Origin of the sequence: Alkalihalobacterium sp. APHAB7 (assembly GCF_048323755.1) — a bacterium.
Classification (GTDB): Bacteria; Bacillota; Bacilli; order Bacillales; family Bacillaceae_F; genus Alkalihalobacterium.
In genome coordinates, this window is sequence record NZ_JBLWFS010000012.1 from 1 (window position 1) to 22,702 (window position 22,702).

Sequence of the window (22,702 nt, forward strand, 5' to 3'; positions counted from 1 at the left end):
GGGCTAATCTCTTGTGTCCAACATTACAACAAAGTACATGCTTAGTATAAAATTGAACCGCCGTATACGGAACCGTACGTACGGTGGTGTGAGAGGTCGGAGGTTAATCACCTCCTCCTACTCGATAAAATTGTTAAGTGAATTGTTATGTAAAACAAACAATGAAAACAATTCTATACAGTTACAATTTATAGCGATTTCAGAGTAGCGAAATAATAATTATTAATCCTTTGTGCTAGTGTAAAATTATGCTAAAATTCCTTATAGTAGAAAAATAAAGATATATCAAAGAATATAAAGTTGAATTAGAAAGTTGAGGTTATTCGTATGTCAAGTATTCCTTATATTGAAAATATAAAAGAGTGGGAAGGAACATTTTCATTCTACTGTCCTATAAAAGTTCGTTTTTCTGAGACAGATGCGTTCGGACATTTAAACAATACAAGAGTGTTTATTTATTTTGAAGAAGCAAGAATAGAATATTTTAAATCATTAGGCTTAATGAGCGAATGGATGAAAAAAGAAAATGATTTCATAATTGTAACCGCTGACCTTCAATGTAATTATATTAAACAAGTATTTTTTGATGAACAGTTAAAAGTTTACGTCACAGCTCATCATATTGGAAACACTTCAGTTGACTTGCATTATATGGTAAAGAATCAAAAAGATGAAATCTGTATTACGGGAAGAGGGAGAATCGTCCAAATTTCCAAACAAACCGGAAAGCCTGTAGAGTGGACGAACGAAATGGTCGACAAAATGAAGTCAGCTAGAAAAAAAATAGAAGTTTAATATCACTTTAAGCTTATATGAATTCACAAGGTCAATACACAGTACATATAATATTTTTGACTAGATACCTTCTGTAAGAGTCTACCTGAACCTTTTCATGCGTTTGGATTTCTCTTATCTGAAGCCTCTTTGGTGTACAGCCTGAGCAAGAAGGGGTGAATTCATTGAAAGGAGCAGAATACGGACCAAAACCTTTACTTACAAAAAGGGAACGAGAAGTATTTGAGCTATTGGTTCAAGACAAAACGACGAAAGAAATTGCTCAGCAGCTTTTCATTAGTGAAAAGACAGTTCGCAATCACATTTCAAACACGATGCAAAAGCTTGGGGTTAAGGGGCGCTCCCAGGCAGTGATCGAGTTAGTACGACTAGGTGAACTTGAGATTTAATTGAAATGAAGCTGACTCTTAAGTCTAATAGCCACTCAATATATAGCCTACTTTTGAAGTAGGCTATATATTGCTATAGAGCTTATAATAAATGCTTGACGGAGTCAGTTTCTTATTTTTACATGAAGGTTGTTAGTTCACGTAACCTGTAAGAAAAACCCCCTCACTTTCTTTGGGCAAGAAAGTAAGGGGGAATGATTAACCCATTTCTTCTTCTTTAATTTCCTCTTTAGGGATATAAAACCCATGATCCTCTTTAACCGATCGAACGATCATTGCACCGAAAGTTAGAACAGAGCCTAATGCTATGACAAGGTATGGGTTCACCCAAGGGTTGTTCATATTGATCATAATAAATCCAAAGCCCATGAAGAATAATCCGACAGACATAATGAACGGCAGTATTGAACCATTAGGCATATGAATGTCTTGCAACGGTTCAGCGGGCTTCATCTTGCCGTTTCCATGTACTTTTTCATAGAATAAAGGGTCTAATGAACGTACTTGCGGTGTTTGAGCAAAGTTATATTCGGGTACTGGGTTTGGAATTGACCATTCAAGTGTTCTTCCATCCCAAGGGTCACCGTTACTAACTCGTTCTTCTTTAAAGGCAGAATAAATGATATTAACAACGAGTATGATAACTCCCACAGACATAAAGTACGTTCCAATTGAACTAATGTAATTCATACCGTCCCAACCTTGGTCGCCAAGGTAAGTGTACACACGGCGAGGCATTCCGATGACTCCAAGAATGTGTTGAACAAAGAAGGTTAAATGAAAACCAATAAAGAAAATCCAGAACATCAGTTTTCCGAGTGTCTCATTTAAGCGATGGCCAAACATTTTAGGGTACCAATAAAATAACCCTGCAAACAGTCCTAAAATAATACCTCCCACAATAACGTAATGAAAGTGAGCTACGACAAAGTAACTGTCATGGTATAACTGTGTAACAGGAGCCATTGCGACCATGACACCTGTAACTCCACCGAGTACAAACGTCGGTACGAATGAAGAAGCGAACAACATGGCTGTGTTAAACGTAATTTTACCGCCCCACATTGTAAATAACCAGTTAAAAACTTTTACACCAGTCGGTACAGCAATGAGCATCGTCGATATCGCAAAAATTGAATTTGCAATCGGTCCCATTCCAACGGTAAACATATGATGGGCCCAAACCATAAACCCAAGAAACGCAATTAAGATCGTTGCAAATACCATCGTCGTATATCCGAATAATCGTTTCCTTGAAAACGCAGGGATAACTTCTGATACGATGCCAAAAGCAGGCAGTACTAAAATATAAACTTCCGGGTGACCAAAGATCCAGAAGATATGTTGCCAGATGATAACATTCCCACTCATATCAGGCATAAAAAATTGGGCGCCGAATAGACGATCTAACATAAGTAATAATAAACCAGCTGCTAATGGAGTAAATGCGAATAAAATTAATGTTGATACAACAAATGTCGTCCAAACAAATAAAGGCATCCGCATTAAAGTCATTCCAGGAGCACGCATATTAATAATGGTAACTAAAAAATTGATGGCGGCTACTAATGTACCTATACCACTTACTTGTAGACCTAGTACATAGAAATCTAAACCGATACCAGCGTAATCTCTTCCTGATAACGGAACATAAGCTGTCCATCCAGCATCAGGTCCACCGCCAAAAAACCACGTTAAACTCATTAAACTTGCCCCAAAAAAGAAGATCCAAAACCCGAGCGCATTTACGAATGGAAATGCAACGTCTCTCGCACCAATCTGTAAAGGGACGATAAAATTCATAAACCCTAATATAATAGGGGTGGCGGCAAAAAATAACATTATTGTCCCATGCATCGTTAAGATTTCATTGTACGTTTGACCACTGATAAATAAACTTTCTGGGTACATCAGCTGTATACGAATGAGTAAAGCCATAACGCCTGCTTTCACAAAAAATAATGTCCCAGCAATTAAGTACATGACCCCAATTTTTTTGTGGTCAACAGTTGTCAGCCAATCCCAGACGACACTTTTCTTTTTTCTATTTGTTTCTACTTTGGCAGTACCTAATTCCACTGAAAATCCTCCTTTTTAAACTGACACTAATAATAAAAAAACATAAATAATGTCATTAACGGAATAAAATACAAACACGCTAAAATTTTCCTTTCTATTTTGTCTCACTTTTATAAACGTTATACTTGAAAAAATAGATGTAGCAGATTACGATGACTTACGAAGCTATTTAGAAAGGATAAGCCAAATGAGGGGAACGTACACAATCAAGAAAGTTTTGAATAATAACGTAGTCATAGCTTTAAATACAATAGATGAAGAAGTTATAATAATAGGTAAAGGTCTCGGATTCGGGAAAAAGCAAGGAAACCAAATTGATCATCAAAACATCGATCAACTTTTTCAACTTGTGAATGAACAGCAACAAGAAGAATATAAGCAATTGTTATTGCAAATCGAAGACTCTATTATGGAAACGATAAATGATGCAATTGTCTTAATAAGTAATAGGTTAGATCAAAAATTAAATGAGCGTATTCATATCGCACTAACGGATCACCTTGCCTTTGCAATCAGAAGGTTAGAACAAGGAATTGTCATTACGAATCCTTTTTTAGGCGAAACGAAGTCGATGTATCCAGTTGAATTTCAAATTGCAGAACAAGTGATCACTTTAATTAATGAACAATTAGAGATTTCGTTGCCTAAAGATGAAATGGGTTTTGTTACGTTGCATATTCATAGTGCGCTAGAAAATAAACCATTATCAGAAATACAAGACGATACGAAGCTCGTAATGAAACTTGTAGATTTAGTAGAAACCGGTTTAAATATCCAAGTACAGAAGCATACACTTAAATATTCTCGACTTGTTACCCATCTACGGCATGTAATTGATCGTGTCAGTCATCAAGAATCAGTCGATTTAAATGAAAAATTTGTGAAGTTATTGAAGCAAGAGTATCCAGTATGCTATAATCTTGCTTGGAAGTTGATTAAGATCATTCAAACTCATTATCAATTACCAGTAGCTGATGCGGAGGCAGTTTACCTAGCGATGCATTTGCAAAGGCTTACTCCAACCGAATAATAAGTGCACTCTATTTACGTGTTACTGATACGATCAGGCATGAGTAAAAGCAGTGTATATGTAGTAGAACTTGGGCAATCTATCCATAGGTTTGTCTCGTCTACTCGTATGCCTCTTTTATTCATGTCTTTTTTGGTTTTTACATAAAAAGAATTTGTAGATGAGTGAAAACGATTACTTCTATGAGAATGAATGGTTTTTGACAACAACGAAACATAAAAGGAGTGAGAGTATGTTTAAAAAAGCATTTGGTACGTTACAGCGTGTCGGTCGTGCGTTAATGACACCTGTATCGGTCTTACCTGCAGCTGGTTTATTACTGGGTCTTGGTCATGAAAACGTTCTAAATATTCCGATCATGGCAGAAGCAGGTGGCGTCATATTCGGTAATTTGGCGCTATTATTTGCGGTTGGGGTTGCTATTGGTTTAGCTGACGGTGATGGAGTTGCAGGGTTAGCGGCTGTTATCGGTTACCTAGTTATGAATACTACGTTAGGGATAATGGCTGGATATTACGGCGCCGAAACAGTAACCGTACTTGGTATTGAGACACTGCAAACAGGTGTCTTTGGTGGTATTATTATGGGTCTTGTAGCAGCAGCTCTTTATAAACGTTTCTATAATATAGAACTACCACCATTTTTAGGATTTTTTGCAGGTAAACGGTTTGTTCCAATTATTACAGCGGCAACTGCGGTTTTACTTGGTATCGCATTTGTATTCATTTGGCCACCAATTCAAGGTGTGATTGACTGGTTCTCCCATTTAGCGACTGAAACAGGGACAACAGTAGCAGCTTTTGTCTTCGGCTTTACACAAAGAGCTCTTATCCCATTTGGGTTACACCACATATTCTATCAACCGTTTTGGTTTGAATTTGGTACGTTTACGACTGCTGCAGGAGATGTTGTAAGAGGAGATATGACTCGCTTCTTTGCAGGAGACCCTACAGCAGGAACATTCATGGCTGGTTTATTCCCGTTTATGTTGTTTGGTCTTCCAGCTGCTGCTTTAGCCATTTATCACGAAGCAAGACCAGAACGAAAGAAAGCAGTTGCTGGTATTATGGCATCGGCGGCTTTGACTAGCTTTTTAACAGGTATTACAGAACCGATTGAGTTTGCATTTTTATTCGTTGCACCTGTCCTATTTTTAATCCACTGTGTGTTTGCTGGATTTTCATTTGTCATTATGGACTTGCTAGGTGTTAAAGCTGGATTTACATTCTCAGGTGGCTTTATTGATTATGTTCTTTATTGGGGGTTATCAACTAATTCCTGGATGATCATTCCTGTAGGTATTGGGTTTGCGTTCATTTACTATTTCGGGTTCCGTTTTGCAATAAGGAAATGGAATTTAAAAACACCGGGACGAGAACCGGAGGAGCAAGTTAGTCAAACTCCTGCAAAAGGAAATAAATCAGAGTTAGCTAAAAATGTATTACATGCTCTAGGTGGGAAGAATAATATTACGGCATTAGATGCTTGTATCACAAGACTTCGGGTTTCGGTTAAAGACCGTGCTGAAGTTGATAGCTCGCAACTAAAGAAATTAGGTGCTTCAGGTGTCCTTGAAATGGGTAATAATATACAAGCAATCTTTGGCACACAATCTGACGCGCTAAAAGGACAGATTAAAGATTTGATTGACGGTAAAGAAGTGATGCAGGACATAGATGATCAAGAAGTTGATGAAACGAAGGTCATCCCTCAATCAAACAGTGAGTCTGCAGATCAAGGAGATAAATTACAGGTTGCTGCACCTATCAAAGGAAAGCTGTTACCTATTACAGAAGTTCCTGATAAAGTGTTTGCAGAAAAGATGATGGGAGATGGCTTTGCGATCGCACCAACTGAAGGACTCGTTGTCTCACCTGTATCCGGAAAAATTATTAATGTTTTCCCAACAAAGCATGCCATTGGAATTTTAGCTCATAGCGGGCATGAAATTCTAATTCATATAGGTATTGATACTGTAAAAATGAATGGGGAAGGCTTTGAAGTGTTCGTTCAAGAAGGTGATGAAATTGAACAAGGTCAAAAACTGGTCACAATGGATTTAGCCTTAATTGAACAAAAAGCCTCATCAACGATTACACCGATTGTCTTCACCAATTTAAAAGAAAATGAAATAATCAATCTGCAGGAAAAAGCAGCAGTTGAACATGGAGAAACTGGATTAGTTTCCATTGAAAATAAATAAATTCTAATTTAAAGAAAGAGGTAGATCTCATGGTAGAAAAAACATTTAAAATTACAGCAGAAACAGGAATTCATGCGAGACCAGCAACACAACTTGTAAATAAAGCAGGACAATATTCTTCAGATATTACCTTAGAATATAAAGGAAAGTCAGTGAACTTAAAGTCCATTATGGGTGTTATGTCTCTAGGAGTAGGCCAAGGGGCAGAAGTAACGATTAAAGCAGACGGTTCAGATGAAAATGAAGCATTACAAGCATTAGAAGCTGTAATCAAGGAAGGGTTAGGAGAATAATGAAACAAATTTCAGGGATAGCTGCGTCAGCTGGGATTGCAATAGCAAACGCTTATATATTGGAAGAGCCTGACTATTCCTTTGAGAAAATAACAGATACTGACCCTGCAGCTGAAAAAGATCGACTTGAAACAGCGTTGGAGAAAGCGAAGGCTGATCTTGCGCAGATCAAAGAAAAAGCAGAAGTTGATTTAGGAGAGGAAGAAGCAGCAATTTTCGCTGCTCACCTCCTTGTTTTAAGTGATCCAGAATTCATCGGCGGTATGCAAGCACATATTGATAATGAAAAAGTGAATGCAGAAAGTGCTGTTCATGACGTTTCACAAACATTTATTTCTATGTTTGAGACGATGGAAAATGAGTATATGAAAGAACGTGCAGCCGATATCCGAGATGTTTCTAAGCGTGTGCTAGGTTATTTGCTTGGTATCCAAATGAAATCGTTAGCTGCCATAGATGAAGCAACGATTATCATTGCAAAAGACTTAACACCATCAGATACAGCGCAATTGAATCCGAAATTTGTTAAAGGGTTTGCTGCTGATATCGGTGGACGTACATCTCATTCAGCAATCATGGCTCGATCGATGGAAATTCCTGCGATTGTAGGAACGAAAGAGGCAACATCTTCTATCCAAAATGGCGATACTATTATTATTGATGGACTAGAAGGTGTCGTTATCGTTCAACCAGATAATGAAACAATGCAAGCTTATGAACAGAAGAAAGAATCGTACGAACAACAAAAGTTAGAGTGGGCTAAACTTGTCAATGAAGCGACGAAGACAGATGATGGACATCATGTGGAATTAGCAGCTAATATAGGTACACCTGAGGATCTAACAGGCGTTATTAATAATGGTGCAGAAGGAATTGGGCTATACCGAACAGAGTTTCTTTATATGGGGCGAGACCAATTGCCAACAGAAGAGGAACAGTTCAATGCCTATAAAACGGTCTTAGAAAGAATGGAAGGTAAGCCTGTCGTTATTCGTACGCTTGATATCGGTGGAGATAAAGAACTTCCATACTTAGAGCTTCCTAAAGAAATGAATCCATTCCTTGGTTTCCGTGCGATCAGACTGTGCTTAGAGCATCAGGACATTTTCCGTACGCAACTTCGTGCATTACTTCGAGCAAGTACATTTGGGAACCTAAAAATTATGTTTCCGATGATTGCAGCGCTTGAAGAATTACGACAAGCGAAAGCGATTTTAGAGGAAGAAAAACAAAATCTTTTAAATGAAGGTCAACATGTATCTGACTCAATTGAAGTAGGGATGATGGTTGAAATTCCATCAACAGCTGTTGTCGCTGATCTTTTTGCAAAAGAAGTTGATTTCTTTAGTGTTGGAACCAATGATTTAATTCAATATACGATGGCAGCGGATCGAATGAATGAACAAGTCTCTTACTTGTATCAACCTTATCATCCGGCAATCCTTCGTCTTGTAAATATGGTCATTGAAGCAGCACATAGGGAAGGTAAATGGGCAGGTATGTGTGGTGAAATGGCTGGAGACGAAATCGCAATTCCGATTCTTTTAGGATTAGGGCTCGATGAATTTAGTATGAGTGCAACATCAGTTTTGCCTGCAAGAAGTCAAATTGCCAAACTATCTAAGCAAGAATTAGAAAGTTTCGCAAAAGAAATGCTAATGAAAAATACATCAGAAGAAGTCCAAGAATCAGTTAAGAATAGGTTTGGCAGTCTATAATAAAGAGAAGAAGAGTTGTCAATTGACAACTCTTCTTCACATTTCCTAACGTTTTTCTATTGCAATTCTATAGGAAAACAGGGAAAATAAATAAGATATAATCAAAAAACTACTAAATTTATATACAAATGATAAGCAGGAGGGAAGATGATGGCAGAATTTGAACAAGTAGAACATATTGAAAAATCATTAAGAAAAATAGCACAAATCATTAAACAAAAGGGCCGTGTAATCCTTAATCAGTTTCCAATTACACCTCCACAATTCGTTGCCTTACAATGGTTAAATGAATTAGGTGATATGACAATTGGTGATTTATCGAATAAAATGCACTTAGCCTGTAGTACGACAACAGATCTTATCGATCGTATGGAAAAGAATGAATTAGTAGAACGAGTGAAAGATTTAAAAGATCGCAGAGTTGTTCGTATTCATTTATTAGAAAAAGGTGAAACGATTATCCAAGAAGTAATTAAGAAACGACAAGATTATTTAAAAGATATTCTTCAAAACTTCTCGGATGAGGATATTGCATTTTTAGAAAAGAACTTACATGTCCTTCATGAAGAAATGGAATCTTCAGCAAAAGAACTTAACAGCTAATCAAAAAAGAAGATAGAAATTGAGGGAGAATTTTGGATAGACCGATTGGAGTTATTGATTCGGGGCTAGGAGGATTAACCGTAGCAAAAGAAATTCTTCGACAGTTACCGAAAGAACAAATTGTTTATATTGGGGATACCATTCGTTGTCCATATGGACCGAGACCCGCAGAAGAAGTACGAACTTATACGTGGCAAATGATTGAACGTCTGTTACAAGAACAAATAAAGATGCTCGTCATTGCTTGTAATACTGCAACAGCTGTCGTCCTTGACGAAGTAAAAGAAAAGTTACCTATACCTGTGATTGGGGTTGTACACCCGGGAGCAATTACAGCACTTAAAGTAACCAAAAATGATCATGTGGCTGTTATTGGAACAACAGGAACGATTCAAAGTAAAGCTTATGAAAAAGCATTAAAAGATATTAATAGTAATATAAAAGTTGAAAGTATGGCTTGTCCGCCTTTTGTTCCATTAGTAGAGCAAGGTATCTTTAAAGGCGAAGAAGCGAAGAAAGTCGTATCAGAAACATTACAACCACTTCTGACTAATACATTTGATACGTTAATACTTGGGTGTACACACTACCCGTTACTACGCGGTGTCATTCAACGTGTCGTAGGAAATGATATTACGCTAATTAGTTCTGGTGATGAGACAGCACGAGAAGTAAGTGCGCTCCTATATCATAAAGGTTTACTTTACAAAGAGAACCGTAAACCTGTTCATATTTTTTATACGACTGGTGATCATGTAACATTTAAAAAGATTGCTAGCAGTTGGTTAAAAATTAATCTCGACCATGTAGAGACAATCCATTTAGGGTAAAAATGTATGTCGAGAACCGTATTTTAAATCGCATTGGAGCGTAAATCCAATGCGATTTTGTTTTTTTATACCTGTCATTTTCATCTGCAGTTAATTTTTCTCCTATAACCCTACAGGTAATTAAATGTTTGTCATATGAAAACCGCATTGTAGCCGGCCTGTATATCAAGCTGTTTTAATTTTGTAGACAAAGATGGTCTATTTTTGAAAAAGGCTCGTATACATACTAGTACAAACTACCTTAGGAGGGAAAAGAATGAGGAAATTGATCAAAACAGGGGTCCCAACGCTGCTTCTTCTAACGTTAGTCGTATCTGGATGTTCCTTTGGCTCAAATAAAGCGATGCAGGAAATGGATACTCCTCAAATAAATTATGTTGATGAGGGAGAAGCACTAGGTGAGGAAACAGAATTAATAGGTTCTGAGGAACAACCAATTGAAGAACAAGCAGAAACCGAAGAGGGGTCAGTTGAAACGGTTACGAGAGAACTTTACTTAATCGATCAAAACGGAATGGTTGTTTCACAAACATTTGATTTACCAAAGACTCAAGGTGTACTTAGACAATCATTAGAGTATTTAGTCGATGGTGGGCCTGTATCAAACTTATTACCGAGTGGGTTTCAAGCGGTATTGCCTGCTGGAACTGAAGTAGATGTTCACTATAAAGAAGATGATCGTATAGCAATAGCTGATTTTTCTGAGGAATTTAAATCATATAATCCAGAACAAGAATTGCAAATTCTTCAATCAATCACTTGGACATTAACTCAATTTGAGAATGTAGATAAAGTACAAATTCGTATAAATGGATATGAGCAAGAAACGATGCCAGTCGGCAATACTCCAATTGGAGAAGGATATAGTCGAGCGAATGGTATCAATCTTGAAAAAAGCGAGGTAGCGGATGTGGTGAACAGTAAAGGGGTGACCCTTTACTTCCTTGCCCAAAATGGGGACAACACTTATTATGTACCAGTAACGAGACGAGTAAAGAATACAGATGACTCAATTAATGAAGTCGTCAATCAACTTTTAGCAGGACCATCTATTTATTCTGATTTACTGACAGACATTCGAAACGGAGCGGAATTGCTAGATAGTCCCAAATATGAAAACGGTGTTGTAACGTTAAATTTTAATGAAGCCATTCTAAACCAAATGGAAAATACAGCAATTTCAAATGAGGTATTAAACTTAATCGTCTTGTCATTAACTGAACAACCTGGAGTGGAAAAAGTAGCAATCCAAGTAAATGGTGAAGCAAAAGTATTAAAAGTTTCTGGTGAGCCATTAACAGAGCCGGTTTCACGTCCAGTTAATGTGAATACAGGGAAGTTTTAAAACACTACCATATTAGATTGAAGGAAAATTTGCTATAATAACGAAGTAGTAACAAAAAAGGCAGCAACATTGCTGCCTTTTTACGTGGCAAGATCGTCGCTCCTTGCTTTTGGACCGTAAGCCAAGCGAATGTTTGGCTCTTCACGCATAGCGTGAGACGGTCCAAAAGCAACAAAGTTTACGAAAACAGCCTATAGAATTAACAGAAAAGGTTGATACTACATAAGTAAGGCTTTTCAAGGGAGGGTTTTATCAAATGAGAGTTGATAATAGAGAACAAGATCAATTAAGAAAAGTAGAAATAATAACAGATTATTTAATGCATCCTGAGGGGTCTGTACTTATTTCTTTTGGAAATACGAAAGTAATCTGCACTGCATCGATTGAAGACCGTGTACCGCCGTTTATGAGAAATCAAGGTAAAGGGTGGATTACTGCGGAATATTCAATGTTACCTCGAGCAACACAGCAGAGAAATATTCGTGAATCATCAAAAGGTAAAGTAAGTGGACGGACAATGGAAATTCAGCGTTTAATCGGAAGAGCATTACGAACAGTTATTGATTTAGAAAAACTAGGTGAAAGAACGGTTTGGATTGATTGTGATGTTATTCAGGCAGACGGTGGAACACGTACAGCCGCTATTACCGGAGCTTATGTAGCAATGGTACTTGCCCTTCAAAAATATGTTATGAAAAAGGCGTTACCAGAATTACCAGTAACTGATTTCCTTGCTGCAGTTTCTGTTGGGATTGACAAAGAACACGGTGAGGTATTGGATTTATGTTATCTTGAAGACGCAAGTGCTGAAGTCGACATGAATGTTGTTATGACTGGAAAAGGTGAATTTGTAGAACTTCAAGGAACTGGAGAAGAAGCGACTTTTTCACGAAGTCAATTAGACAAATTACTTTATTTAGCTGAACTTGGCATTGAGGATTTAATTGCAAAACAGAAGCTGGCACTCGGTGATGAAATTTCGAATAAGCTAGCAGAGAAAATAGAAGCACCAAAAGGGGAAGTAACTGAATGAAGGAGATCATTGTAGCAACCAAAAATAAAGGCAAAGTAAAAGAGTTCGATGCCATCTTAGGTGAGCTAGGCTACAAGGTTACTTCGCTTTTTGATTACCCTAGCCTCCCAGAGGTAGAAGAAACAGGCACGACATTTGCTGAAAATGCAAAGTTAAAGGCTGTGACGATTGCAAAGGTTCTTCAAAAACCGGTAATTGCAGATGATTCAGGACTGATTGTTGACGCTTTAGACGGTAGACCTGGCGTGTATTCAGCGCGCTATGCAGGAGAAGGCAAAAACGATGCCGAAAATATTAAGAAGGTTTTAGAAGAAATAAAGGGTATTCCTGAAAGTGCAAGAACAGCTCGATTTCATTGCACAATTGCACTTGCATATCCAGACGGGCGGACCGAATGTTTTGAAGGGAATTGTGAAGGGAAAATAACAGTGAAACCAATTGGAGATCATGGGTTTGGCTATGATCCAATTATGTACATAGAGGAAAAACAAAAAACGATGGCACAATTAACGTCTGAGGAAAAAAATAAAATTAGCCATCGGGCTAAGGCGCTTCACCAACTTAAAGAGAAATGGAAACAGATTTCATAATAGTGTTGCGATGATGGGAGATGAGTTAATGGTTAAAATTCTAATTGTTAGCGATAGTCATGGCTGGAAAACAGAATTAGCAAATGTAATTGATCGTCATCGCGATTTAGTCGATCACATGATCCATTGTGGGGATTCAGAATTAGAAACAGATGCAAAACAACTCGAAGGAGTAAATGTTGTCAGGGGTAATTGCGACTGGGGAAATGATTTTCCTGAAGAAGTAATGCTCCAAATAACGGACAATATTTTACTTTATACAACCCATGGTCATCACTACAATGTAAAAATGACATACGTCCCGCTAAGCTATAGAGCGGAGGAAGTAGGGGCGCGTATCGTTTGTTTCGGTCATTCTCATGTAGCTACAACGTTTAAAGAAAATGAAGTTATTTATATAAATCCAGGTAGCATCAGACTTCCTCGGAACCGAAAAGAACAAACGTATTGCTTATGTACAATCGAAACTAACTCTATTGATGTAACGTTTTACTCAATTGAGGGCAATATAGTAGAAGATCTATCTAACACGTATATCATTTAAGGATAACGAATAAACCATTTGCATTGGCTGACTAATTAAAAGAATTTTGAGACACTAATAAAATGTTTTTAAATATGATATACTAGATAGCGTGGAATTAAGAGTCCAATTCAAAAAGTCAGCCAATGCAAAAAAAATCTACAAAATAGTTGACATTGAGTACGAAATGTTATATATTAATAATTGTCGTTACAAACATTACAATCCGTTTCATCGACACAGGCATGCTAGAAGAGAAAGAGGCATGACAATTTAAGTGAATAGACTGCGGGTGTAGTTTAATGGTAAAACCTCAGCCTTCCAAGCTGATGTCGTGGGTTCGATTCCCATCACCCGCTCCAACTGTCCCAGTAGCTCAGCAGGATAGAGCAACGGCCTTCTAAGCCGTCGGTCGGGAGTTCGAATCTCTCCTGGGACGCCACTTGATTACATAATCAGTACATCCTTATCATTTGATAAGGGTGTTTTTTGTTTGAAACTCAATTACTAACGGTATACATCCAAACAAAAAGATCGGTCCCATAAACCGATCATAAATGTTCCATCCTAAACTCTTTTCTCCTATGATAATAATTGTCTATAGCTGCTCGCTTCTTGCTGAATACGCAAAAGAGTAGACTTTAAATTTTCATTCAATTCTTCTTCGTTATAATATATTACAGTCCAACCATCCTTCCTTAATGCCTTTTCAAACTTTTCATCACCGGCTTGCTTTTCGTCAATGATAGCTATTCGAAATGGAATAAGCGCTAGATTAATGACAAACCTGCCACATTCTAAATAAGGCGTTACATAATAGTCTTGAGAAAACAATGCTTGATATAACTTTCGCTCACATTCTTTTTTACACTTATGTTCCTCTAAATTAACGGGTACGAGATAAGGAGGTTTTTTTCTTCTCGTAGCTAGTGTCGGTAGAGAGACTTTTAGAAATAACACTTTTTGAGTTTTCCATTTTATTTTTAACATAATCATCACCGACCCTAGTTTTTACTATTCTTTCATTTCCTATTACAAAAGTAGAAAAAATCTTTTCATTTAATGAGAAAAAATGTGTTTAATTACGTAATCCTGATGCAGTAATGATGTAAGCGGATACAATGATATTCATAAATCAAAATAGTCAAAAAATTTTAGAAAAAGTGGTTGACCAGCACTAATAATAAGCGTAATATAATCCTCAAATACAAAATTGTTTGATAATATTAATAACAAAGGCAGTGCATGAATACTTTTAAGCACTTATAATTAAACACTTATGCATGTTGTTAAGTCCAAATCGTAGTACTTGTCTAAAAAAAGAATTCTAAATTTTCTAATAATTAATAACATCATGAGGAGTGTATCGTATGAGTCAGCAACGGATTTATTTAAACGGGGAATTTGTCGAAAAACATAATGCGAAAATCTCAGTATACGATCATGGATTTTTATACGGTGATGGTGTATTTGAAGGTATTCGTGTTTATGACGGTAACATATTCCAATTAAAAGAACATTTAGAACGTCTATATAATTCAGCGAAGTCCATTATGCTTAACATTCCTCATTCACTTGAGGAATTAACTCAAATCATCGTTGAAACGATAAAAGTAAATCAATTACAAGATGCTTACATTCGCCTCGTTGTTTCAAGAGGAGTAGGTAACTTAGGGTTAGATCCAGCCTCATGCCCTAAACCTAACGTCATCGTTATTGCTGAACAGTTAACGCTATTCCCGAAAGAACTTTATGAAAATGGTCTAGAAATAGTTACTGTTCCGACAAGACGAAATCGTCCGGATGTATTAAGCCCTAAAGTTAAATCTTTAAATTATTTAAATAATATTCTAGTAAAAATAGAAGCATCATTAGCAGGAGTTAGTGAAGCATTAATGCTTAACAATGAAGGATACGTAGCCGAAGGGTCTGCAGATAATGTGTTCATTGTTAAAGGAAATAAAATTCTTACACCACCTGGCTACGTAGGGGCACTCGAAGGAATTACGAGAAATGCCATTATCGACATTGCTTCAGATCTCGGATACGACGTGAAAGAGGAGCCATTTACACGTCATGACGTGTATGTAGCAGATGAAGTTTTTCTAACGGGTACGGCAGCTGAAGTTATTGCAGTTGTAAAAGTTGACGGAAGAGTCATTGGTGATGGAAAGCCTGGTAAAGAGACAAATAAATTACTCAAAGCCTTCCGTAAAAAGGTAGTAGAAGATGGGGAAAAAGTATATACAGCAGTGAACTCTCAAGTAGAAGTTAGCTAATAATGAGGTTAAAGTACTAGCAAAAAATACAATTAATGTGGGAGAGAACAATATGAGAAGTAATATGATTAAAAAAGGCATAGACCGCGCCCCACACAGAAGCTTACTAAGAGCAGCCGGGGTAAAAGAAGAAGACATGGATAAACCATTTATCGGTGTTTGTAATTCCTACGTTGATATCATTCCAGGACACATGCATTTGAATAAATTTGCTGAAGTAGCAAAGCAAGCTATTCGAGAAGCAGGAGGTATTCCGTTCGAATTCAATACGATCGGTGTTGACGATGGAATTGCGATGGGACACATCGGAATGCGCTACTCCTTACCAAGTAGAGAAATTATCTGTGATTCAGCTGAAACGGTCATTAATGCTCACTGGTTTGATGGAGTTTTCTACATTCCAAACTGTGACAAAATTACACCAGGAATGCTGATGGCAGCTGTTCGTACGAATGTTCCTGCAGTCTTCGTTTCCGGCGGACCAATGGAAGCTGGAAAAACGAAAGATGGAAAGAGTTTATCATTAGCATCCGTATTTGAAGGAGTTGGAGCATTTGCTTCAGGAAGTATGTCGCGTGAGGAATTACTAGAGATTGAACAATCTGCCTGTCCGACATGTGGTTCCTGTTCAGGGATGTTTACAGCCAATTCAATGAACACATTAATGGAAATGCTAGGTGTTGCCTTACCTGGAAATGGAACATTAGTTGCAACTTCAGAAGGTAGACATCAGTTAATTAAAGATGCTGCGAAGCACTTGATGACGTTGATTGAAAAAGATATTCGTCCGCGTGACATTATTACGAAAGAAACAATTGATGATGCTTTTGCGTTAGATATGGCGATGGGTGGTTCTACAAATACAGTATTACACATATTAGCCATCGCTAATGAAGCTGAAATAGAATACAACATAAATGATATTAACAAAGTAGCGGAAAGAGTTCCTTATTTAAGTAAAATTAGTCCTGCCTCAGATTATTCAATGGACGACGTTCACAAAGCTGGAGGAGTAAGTGCAATTATTAAGGAACTATGTGAAATTGAAGGAGCTATTCATCCTGATCGTATTACGATTTCAGGTAAAACGATTTATGAAACAGTTAAGGATGCTGAAATTACGAATGATGATGTCATTCGCCGAAAAGATAACCCTTATAGTCCTGTAGGTGGATTATCCGTCCTATTTGGGAACCTAGCTCCAGATGGTGGAGTTATTAAAGTAGGGGCAGTTGATCCTTCGATTAAAGTGTTTGAAGGTGAAGCAATTGTCTACAACTCACAAGAGGAAGCACTTGAAGGGATCAATAATGGGGATGTAAAAGCTGGTCATGTTGTAGTCATTCGTTATGAAGGCCCTAAAGGTGGTCCAGGAATGCCAGAAATGCTAGCGCCGACTTCATCGATTGTTGGACGCGGTCTAGGTACAAAGGTTGCTCTCATTACAGACGGACGCTTTTCTGGTGCTTCAAGAGGAATTTCAATCGGTCATATTAGTCCAGAAGCTGCTGAAGGTGGACCAATTGCTTTTGTTGAAAATGGAGATAAGATTACTCTTGATCTAATAAATCGTTCCATCACATTAAATGTCGAGGACAAGGAATTAGCCAATAGAAGAGAAAATTGGAAAGAGCCTGAGCCTAAAATTAAAAAAGGTTATCTAGCTCGATATTCTAAGCTTGTTACATCCGCTAATACTGGCGGAGTTATGAAAATATAAACAATAGAAAAAAAGAACATAGAGATAAAAACGTTGAAGAGGAAAAGTAGTTGAAAAGGATCAGCATCCACAGAGAGCCGCTTGTGCTGAGAGGCGGCGATGCTCCTTTCGATGAACTCACCTCGGAGTGCCAATTCGAACGTAAGCTAGTAGGGTTGGTCGGGTGTTCACTGCACTCGTTATTAAAACTGGACGTCAAATGATACTTACGTCCATGAGGTGACATTTGTAAAAATGTCATAAAAAAGGGTGGTACCGTGGAAAGAGAACATCTTTTCACCCCTTCTGCTAGGACCAATAGGTTCATGATGGGGTGAGAAGGTGTTTTTTATTTGGTAATAAGAAAGGTTTTTTCTTTCTTAAAATATATAAATCTTTATAAGTATGAATAAAAAATCAACTGGTAGTAGGGAGGAAGAAAAAGTGAGTACCAAGTTGAGAAACAAAGAGCTAAGTGTAGTAGAGGAGAAGCAACCAGTAACAGGGTCTAGTATGTTAATTAAAGCTTTAGCTAAAGAAGGTGTAGATGTCATCTTTGGCTATCCAGGCGGGGCAATCTTACCAACATATGATGAAATCTATAAATCAGGTATTCGTCATATTCTAGCTCGCCATGAACAAGGAGCTATTCACGCTGCAGAAGGGTACGCAAGAGTATCAGGAAAACCTGGAGTCTGTATAGTGACATCAGGCCCTGGGGCTACAAATGTAGTTACAGGAATTGCTGATGCAATGATTGACTCGTTACCACTTGTTGTAATCACAGGTCAAGTTGCTACTTCGGTCATTGGAACAGATGCCTTTCAAGAAGCAGATATGATTGGTATTACAATGCCTATTACAAAACATAATTTTCAAGTGAGAACGATAGAAGACCTTCCGAGAATCATGAAGGAAGCATTCCACATTGCAACAACAGGGCGACCGGGTCCAGTCCTTATTGATTTACCTAAAGATGTATCGGTTGCTACAGGTATATTTGATTATGAAAAAGAAGTCGATTTGCCAGGTTATCAACCGACAGTCATTCCAAATAAATTGCAAATTAGAAAGCTTGCTGAAGCAGTAAGTGAAGCGAAAAAGCCATGTATTTTATCGGGTGCTGGCGTTCTCCATGCACATGCTTACGATGAGTTATTTGAATATGCTGAAAAAATGCGTATTCCGGTTGCAAGTACGTTACTTGGCCTTGGGGCTTTCCCTGGAGAACATGAATTATTTTTGGGGATGGCCGGAATGCACGGAACATACGCAGCAAATATGGCTATCCATCAAAGTGATCTACTCATTAGCATAGGTGCACGTTTTGATGATCGATTAACTGGGGCATTACAACATTTTGCACCAAATGCAAAAATTGCTCACATCGACATCGATCCAGCTGAAATTGGTAAAAACATTGAAACACAGATTCCAGTAGTTGGAGATGCAAAAGCAGCATTGAAAATGCTATTAGATGAGAATGGGTCAGCAGGTGAAACGGGAGTTTGGTTAGCTGAGTTAGACAAGATGAAAGCGGAATATCCACTTTGGTACAAAGAAGATGGAGAAACGATCAAGCCGCAAAAGCTAATGGAATTAATCTATGAAGTATCAAATGGTGAAGCGATTGTTACTACAGATGTAGGTCAGCATCAAATGTGGGCAGCTCAATACTATAAGTTTAATAAACCAAATCGTTGGGTTACATCTGGAGGCCTAGGAACGATGGGCTTTGGTTTCCCAGCGGCGATAGGAGCACAATTTGCAGAACCGAATACACCAGTTATATCCATTTTAGGAGACGCTGGATTTCAGATGACAGCTCAAGAGCTTTCCATTCTTCAAGACTTAAACTTACCAGTCAAGATTATTATCGTAAATAATTCTTCACTCGGTATGGTTCGTCAATGGCAGCAGCTTTTCTATGAAGAGCGTTACTCTAATTCAGTATTTAACACACAACCTAACTTTGTAAAACTAGCAGAAGCTTACGATGTAAAAGGAATGCGAGTTGATAAAGTTGAGGATGTAAAAGGGGCATTAGAAGAAGCACTTGCACATGACGGTCCCGTCTTAATGGACTTTAGAGTTACTCAAATAGAAAACGTATATCCAATGATTGCTCCTGGTAAAGGACAGCATGAAATGGAGGGAATTAAACCATGAAACGAACAATAACTGCTCTTGTAAATAATACGTCAGGTGTACTTAACCGAATTACTGGTTTATTTGCTAGACGTAATTTCAATATTGAAAGTATTACTGTAGGTATTACAGAAAACCCTTCAATTTCTAGAATGACGTTTGTCGTTGTTGTAGATACGATTGGAAATATTGATCAAGTTATTAAACAGCTAAACAAACAAGTGGATGTACTTAAGGTAAGAGACATAACCGATGAACAAACCGTTGCTAGAGAATTAGCACTAATAAAAGTTGGAGTGACACCTCAACAAAGAGCTGAAATCGGTGCTCTTGTCAATCCATTTAGAGCATCGATCATTGATGTTAGTCGTGAGAATATGACCATTGAAATTACTGGAGATCACGAAAAAGTCGAAGCATTGTTAGACCTCCTTAAACCATATGGAATTCAAGACCTTGCTCGTACTGGAATAACTGCTCTTAAGCGCGGGACCAAAAGATCTCTTGAATCAAACAGAATTACGCTAATTAATTAATTATTAATAATATAAAAACTAAAATAACATTAAAAGAGGAGAGATTTATTATGGCAAACATCTATTATAACGGTGATATCAACGAAGGCGTATTACAAGGAAAAACAGTGGCAATTATCGGATACGGTTCTCAAGGTCATGCTCATGCACAAAACTTACGTGAAAGTGGAGTAAGTGTAGTTGTAGGGTTACGCCCAGGGAAGTCTTGGGATCAAGCGGTAAATGACGGTTTTGAGGTACTTACAGTTCAAGAAGCGGCTACAAAAGCTCAAGTTGTGATGATCCTTCTTCCAGATGAAAACCAACCGAAAGTATATAAAGAGTCAATCGAACCAGAATTAACAGCTGGTAAAGCGTTAGTATTCGCACACGGTTTCAATGTACATTTTAATCAAATTAAACCACCAGCAGATGTTGATGTATTCTTAGCAGCACCAAAAGGACCAGGACACTTAGTACGTCGTACATTCACTGAAGGTGCTGGTGTACCAGGATTAATCGCAGTATATCAAGATGCGACAGGTCAAGCAAAAGAGCTTGCATTAGCTTACGCAAAACAAATTGGTTCTGCTCGCGGTGGAGTTATTGAAACAACATTCCAAGAAGAAACAGAAACGGATCTTTTCGGTGAGCAAGCAGTACTTTGTGGAGGAACTTCAGCTCTAGTAAAAGCTGGTTTCGAAACGTTAGTAGAAGCAGGTTACCAACCTGAAGTTGCATACTTTGAGTGTTTACATGAATTAAAGCTTATCGTTGACTTAATGTACGAAGGTGGACTTGAGTACATGCGTTATTCAATCTCTGACACAGCACAATGGGGTGACTTTGTTGCTGGACCACAAATCGTAACAGAGGATACGAAAAAAGCTATGAAATCCATTTTAAGTGATATCCAAACTGGTAAATTTGCTAAAGGTTGGATCTTAGAAAACCAAGCAAATCGTCCAGAGTTTACTGCAATCAACGAAAGTGAGAAAAAACATCCAATTGAAGTGGTTGGTCGCGAACTTCGTGAAATGATGCCTTTCGTCAAGGCCAAATCAAAAGGAGTGGTAGGTAGTGCGAAAAATTGATGTATTCGATACAACTTTAAGAGACGGTGAGCAATCCGCAGGTGTCAATTTAAACTTTGAAGAAAAACTTGAGATTGCTAGACAGTTAGAACGACTAGGGGTCGATATCATAGAAGCCGGGTTCCCGGCTTCATCCCCTGGGGATTTTAAGTCTGTTAAAGCGATTGCAGACCTCGTAAAAGGCAGTTCGGTAACTGGATTGTCAAGAAGTGTTCAATCGGATATCGATGCAGCTTGGGAAGCGCTTAAAGGTGGAGTAGATCCAAGAATTCACGTATTTATTGCAACATCTCCTATTCATATGACACATAAACTTCGGATGACACCAGATCAAGTGATTGAAAATGCTGTTGCTTCTGTAAAATATGCTGCGCAAAAGTTTCCTAAAATTCAATGGTCTGCTGAAGATGCTTGTCGTTCTGATTTAGATTTTCTAGTTCGTATCATTGAGCAAGTTATTGATGCAGGTGCTTCCGTCATTAACATCCCAGATACAGTCGGATATATCACTCCGAAAGAAATTACGCATATTTTTAGCTATTTAAAAGAAAACGTACCAAATATGCACAAAGCCAAACTTTCCACACACTGCCATGATGATTTAGGGATGGCGACGGCTAACTCGCTAGCAGCGATTGAAGCAGGTGCAGATCAAGTGGAAGGAACGATTAATGGAATTGGCGAGCGCGCTGGAAATGCTTCTTTAGAAGAAGTGGCAGTAGCTCTGCATATCCGTAATGATTTTTATAAAGCAGCGACAGGCCTTACATTAAAAGAAGTAAAACGAACGAGTTCGTTAGTTAGTAAGCTGACGGGTATGGTTGTACCGAATAACAAAGCGGTTGTTGGTAATAATGCATTCGCTCATGAGTCTGGTATTCACCAAGATGGTGTACTTAAAGAGAAAACAACCTATGAAATTATTACACCAGAACTTGTCGGTGTTTCATCTAATCGAATGGTACTTGGAAAGCATTCAGGCCGCCATGCATTTAAAGACAAAATTAGAGAACTCGGTTACACTGCCACAGACGAACAAATTAATAAAGTTTTTAAAGCATTTAAAGAACTGGCAGATAAGAAAAAAGAAATCACAGAAGATGATATTTTTGCTCTTATGACAGAAGAGAAGATTGGTGCTGCTGTTCAATACTACGAAGTTGATAGTTTACAAGTGAACTATGGAACAATGAATATTCCAACAGCCACGATTACGATGAAAATGCCTGACGGAGAAATCGTACAAGAAGCTGCGACAGGTTCAGGTAGTGTTGAAGCGATTTATAACACGCTTGAGCGTATTATTGCATCACCAGTTAAACTATTAGACTACCGTATTCAGTCAATTACTGGCGGAAGAGACGCATTAGCAGAAGTTTATGTTAAGGTTCGCTTTGACGGAACGGAAACGAGTGGCCGTGGAACGGCACATGACGTACTAGAAGCATCTGCCAGAGCTTATATTAACGCTGTAAATCGTATTTTAAATAGAAGAACACGTGAACTAGATCCGGTTCAGGAAGTAAAGCTGTAATA

General features: G+C 37.9%; 20 protein-coding genes, 2 tRNA genes and 1 other annotated feature. Of the genes, 20 read left to right on the forward strand and 2 right to left on the reverse strand.

What is annotated here, in order from left to right; all coding sequences use genetic code 11:
• The first annotated feature begins 327 nt into the window (after positions 1–327).
• Positions 328–795, forward strand: a complete 468-nt coding sequence (locus tag ACNSTQ_RS12995) for an acyl-CoA thioesterase (protein WP_418200246.1) — start codon at positions 328–330, stop codon at positions 793–795.
• Between the two features lie 164 nt (positions 796–959).
• Positions 960–1,184, forward strand: coding sequence for a helix-turn-helix domain-containing protein (locus ACNSTQ_RS13000; protein ID WP_216828860.1), 225 nt, complete (start codon positions 960–962; stop codon positions 1,182–1,184).
• 198 nt (positions 1,185–1,382) lie between these two features.
• On the opposite strand, the gene ctaD is transcribed toward ACNSTQ_RS13000, so the two are convergent.
• Positions 1,383–3,263: a cytochrome c oxidase subunit I gene (gene ctaD / locus ACNSTQ_RS13005; protein ID WP_418200247.1), complete on the reverse strand. Its 1,881-nt coding sequence runs from the start codon at positions 3,261–3,263 to the stop codon at positions 1,383–1,385.
• Positions 3,264–3,450: 187 nt separating this feature from the next.
• On the opposite strand from ctaD, the gene glcT reads away from it, so the two are divergent.
• The 12 genes from glcT (at position 3,451) to ACNSTQ_RS13065 (ending at position 13,873) form a co-directional block, all read left to right on the forward strand.
• A complete protein-coding gene (gene glcT / locus ACNSTQ_RS13010; protein ID WP_418200248.1) occupies positions 3,451–4,293 on the forward strand; it encodes a glucose PTS transporter transcription antiterminator GlcT in 843 nt (280 codons plus the stop codon).
• Positions 4,294–4,525: 232 nt separating this feature from the next.
• A complete protein-coding gene (gene ptsG, locus ACNSTQ_RS13015; protein WP_418200249.1) occupies positions 4,526–6,496 on the forward strand; it encodes a glucose-specific PTS transporter subunit IIBC in 1,971 nt (656 codons plus the stop codon).
• Between the two features lie 29 nt (positions 6,497–6,525).
• Positions 6,526–6,789 carry a phosphocarrier protein HPr gene (locus ACNSTQ_RS13020; protein ID WP_418200250.1) on the forward strand — a complete coding sequence of 88 codons (264 nt, stop codon included), beginning with the start codon at positions 6,526–6,528 and terminating at the stop codon, positions 6,787–6,789.
• Complete coding sequence (gene ptsP, locus ACNSTQ_RS13025; protein WP_418200251.1) at positions 6,789–8,507, forward strand: phosphoenolpyruvate--protein phosphotransferase; 1,719 nt, start codon at positions 6,789–6,791, stop codon at positions 8,505–8,507. Before ACNSTQ_RS13020 ends, ptsP begins: the two co-directional genes overlap by 1 nt.
• A 147-nt stretch (positions 8,508–8,654) precedes the next feature.
• Positions 8,655–9,110, forward strand: coding sequence for a MarR family winged helix-turn-helix transcriptional regulator (locus tag ACNSTQ_RS13030; protein WP_418200252.1), 456 nt, complete (start codon positions 8,655–8,657; stop codon positions 9,108–9,110).
• Positions 9,111–9,142: 32 nt separating this feature from the next.
• On the forward strand, positions 9,143–9,940 hold the full coding sequence (racE, locus tag ACNSTQ_RS13035; RefSeq protein WP_418200253.1) for a glutamate racemase: 798 nt from the start codon (positions 9,143–9,145) through the stop codon (positions 9,938–9,940).
• Positions 9,941–10,196: 256 nt separating this feature from the next.
• Positions 10,197–11,285 (forward strand): GerMN domain-containing protein, encoded by a 1,089-nt coding sequence (locus ACNSTQ_RS13040; protein WP_418200254.1) that lies wholly within the window; start codon positions 10,197–10,199, stop codon positions 11,283–11,285.
• A 256-nt stretch (positions 11,286–11,541) separates the two neighbouring features.
• Positions 11,542–12,318 carry a ribonuclease PH gene (rph, locus tag ACNSTQ_RS13045; protein WP_418200255.1) on the forward strand — a complete coding sequence of 259 codons (777 nt, stop codon included), beginning with the start codon at positions 11,542–11,544 and terminating at the stop codon, positions 12,316–12,318.
• Positions 12,315–12,908: an XTP/dITP diphosphatase gene (locus ACNSTQ_RS13050; RefSeq protein ID WP_418200256.1), complete on the forward strand. Its 594-nt coding sequence runs from the start codon at positions 12,315–12,317 to the stop codon at positions 12,906–12,908. The genes rph and ACNSTQ_RS13050 overlap by 4 nt, the downstream gene beginning before the upstream one ends.
• A 28-nt stretch (positions 12,909–12,936) precedes the next feature.
• Complete coding sequence (locus ACNSTQ_RS13055) at positions 12,937–13,452, forward strand: metallophosphoesterase family protein (RefSeq protein ID WP_418200257.1); 516 nt, start codon at positions 12,937–12,939, stop codon at positions 13,450–13,452.
• A 267-nt stretch (positions 13,453–13,719) separates the two neighbouring features.
• A tRNA-Gly gene (locus ACNSTQ_RS13060) sits at positions 13,720–13,793 on the forward strand.
• A 3-nt stretch (positions 13,794–13,796) separates the two neighbouring features.
• Positions 13,797–13,873 (forward strand) — tRNA-Arg (locus tag ACNSTQ_RS13065).
• Positions 13,874–14,013: 140 nt separating this feature from the next.
• Here ACNSTQ_RS13065 and ACNSTQ_RS13070 read toward each other — a convergent pair.
• Positions 14,014–14,421 (reverse strand): hypothetical protein, encoded by a 408-nt coding sequence (locus ACNSTQ_RS13070; protein WP_418200258.1) that lies wholly within the window; start codon positions 14,419–14,421, stop codon positions 14,014–14,016.
• 380 nt (positions 14,422–14,801) lie between these two features.
• Between ACNSTQ_RS13070 and ilvE the strand changes: the two genes are divergently transcribed.
• The 6 genes from ilvE (at position 14,802) to ACNSTQ_RS13100 (ending at position 22,700) form a co-directional block, all read left to right on the forward strand.
• A complete protein-coding gene (gene ilvE / locus ACNSTQ_RS13075; RefSeq protein ID WP_418200259.1) occupies positions 14,802–15,710 on the forward strand; it encodes a branched-chain-amino-acid transaminase in 909 nt (302 codons plus the stop codon).
• Between the two features lie 52 nt (positions 15,711–15,762).
• Positions 15,763–17,430 carry a dihydroxy-acid dehydratase gene (gene ilvD, locus ACNSTQ_RS13080; protein ID WP_418200260.1) on the forward strand — a complete coding sequence of 556 codons (1,668 nt, stop codon included), beginning with the start codon at positions 15,763–15,765 and terminating at the stop codon, positions 17,428–17,430.
• A 24-nt stretch (positions 17,431–17,454) separates the two neighbouring features.
• Positions 17,455–17,717 (forward strand) — a binding site (T-box leader).
• A 97-nt stretch (positions 17,718–17,814) separates the two neighbouring features.
• A complete protein-coding gene (ilvB, locus tag ACNSTQ_RS13085) occupies positions 17,815–19,578 on the forward strand; it encodes an acetolactate synthase large subunit (RefSeq protein WP_418200261.1) in 1,764 nt (587 codons plus the stop codon).
• Positions 19,575–20,093, forward strand: a complete 519-nt coding sequence (ilvN, locus tag ACNSTQ_RS13090; protein WP_418200262.1) for an acetolactate synthase small subunit — start codon at positions 19,575–19,577, stop codon at positions 20,091–20,093. The genes ilvB and ilvN overlap by 4 nt, the downstream gene beginning before the upstream one ends.
• Before the next feature lie 50 nt (positions 20,094–20,143).
• Positions 20,144–21,166, forward strand: coding sequence for a ketol-acid reductoisomerase (gene ilvC, locus ACNSTQ_RS13095; protein ID WP_418200263.1), 1,023 nt, complete (start codon positions 20,144–20,146; stop codon positions 21,164–21,166).
• Positions 21,153–22,700 carry a 2-isopropylmalate synthase gene (locus ACNSTQ_RS13100; RefSeq protein ID WP_418200264.1) on the forward strand — a complete coding sequence of 516 codons (1,548 nt, stop codon included), beginning with the start codon at positions 21,153–21,155 and terminating at the stop codon, positions 22,698–22,700. Before ilvC ends, ACNSTQ_RS13100 begins: the two co-directional genes overlap by 14 nt.
• Positions 22,701–22,702 lie beyond the last annotated feature (2 nt).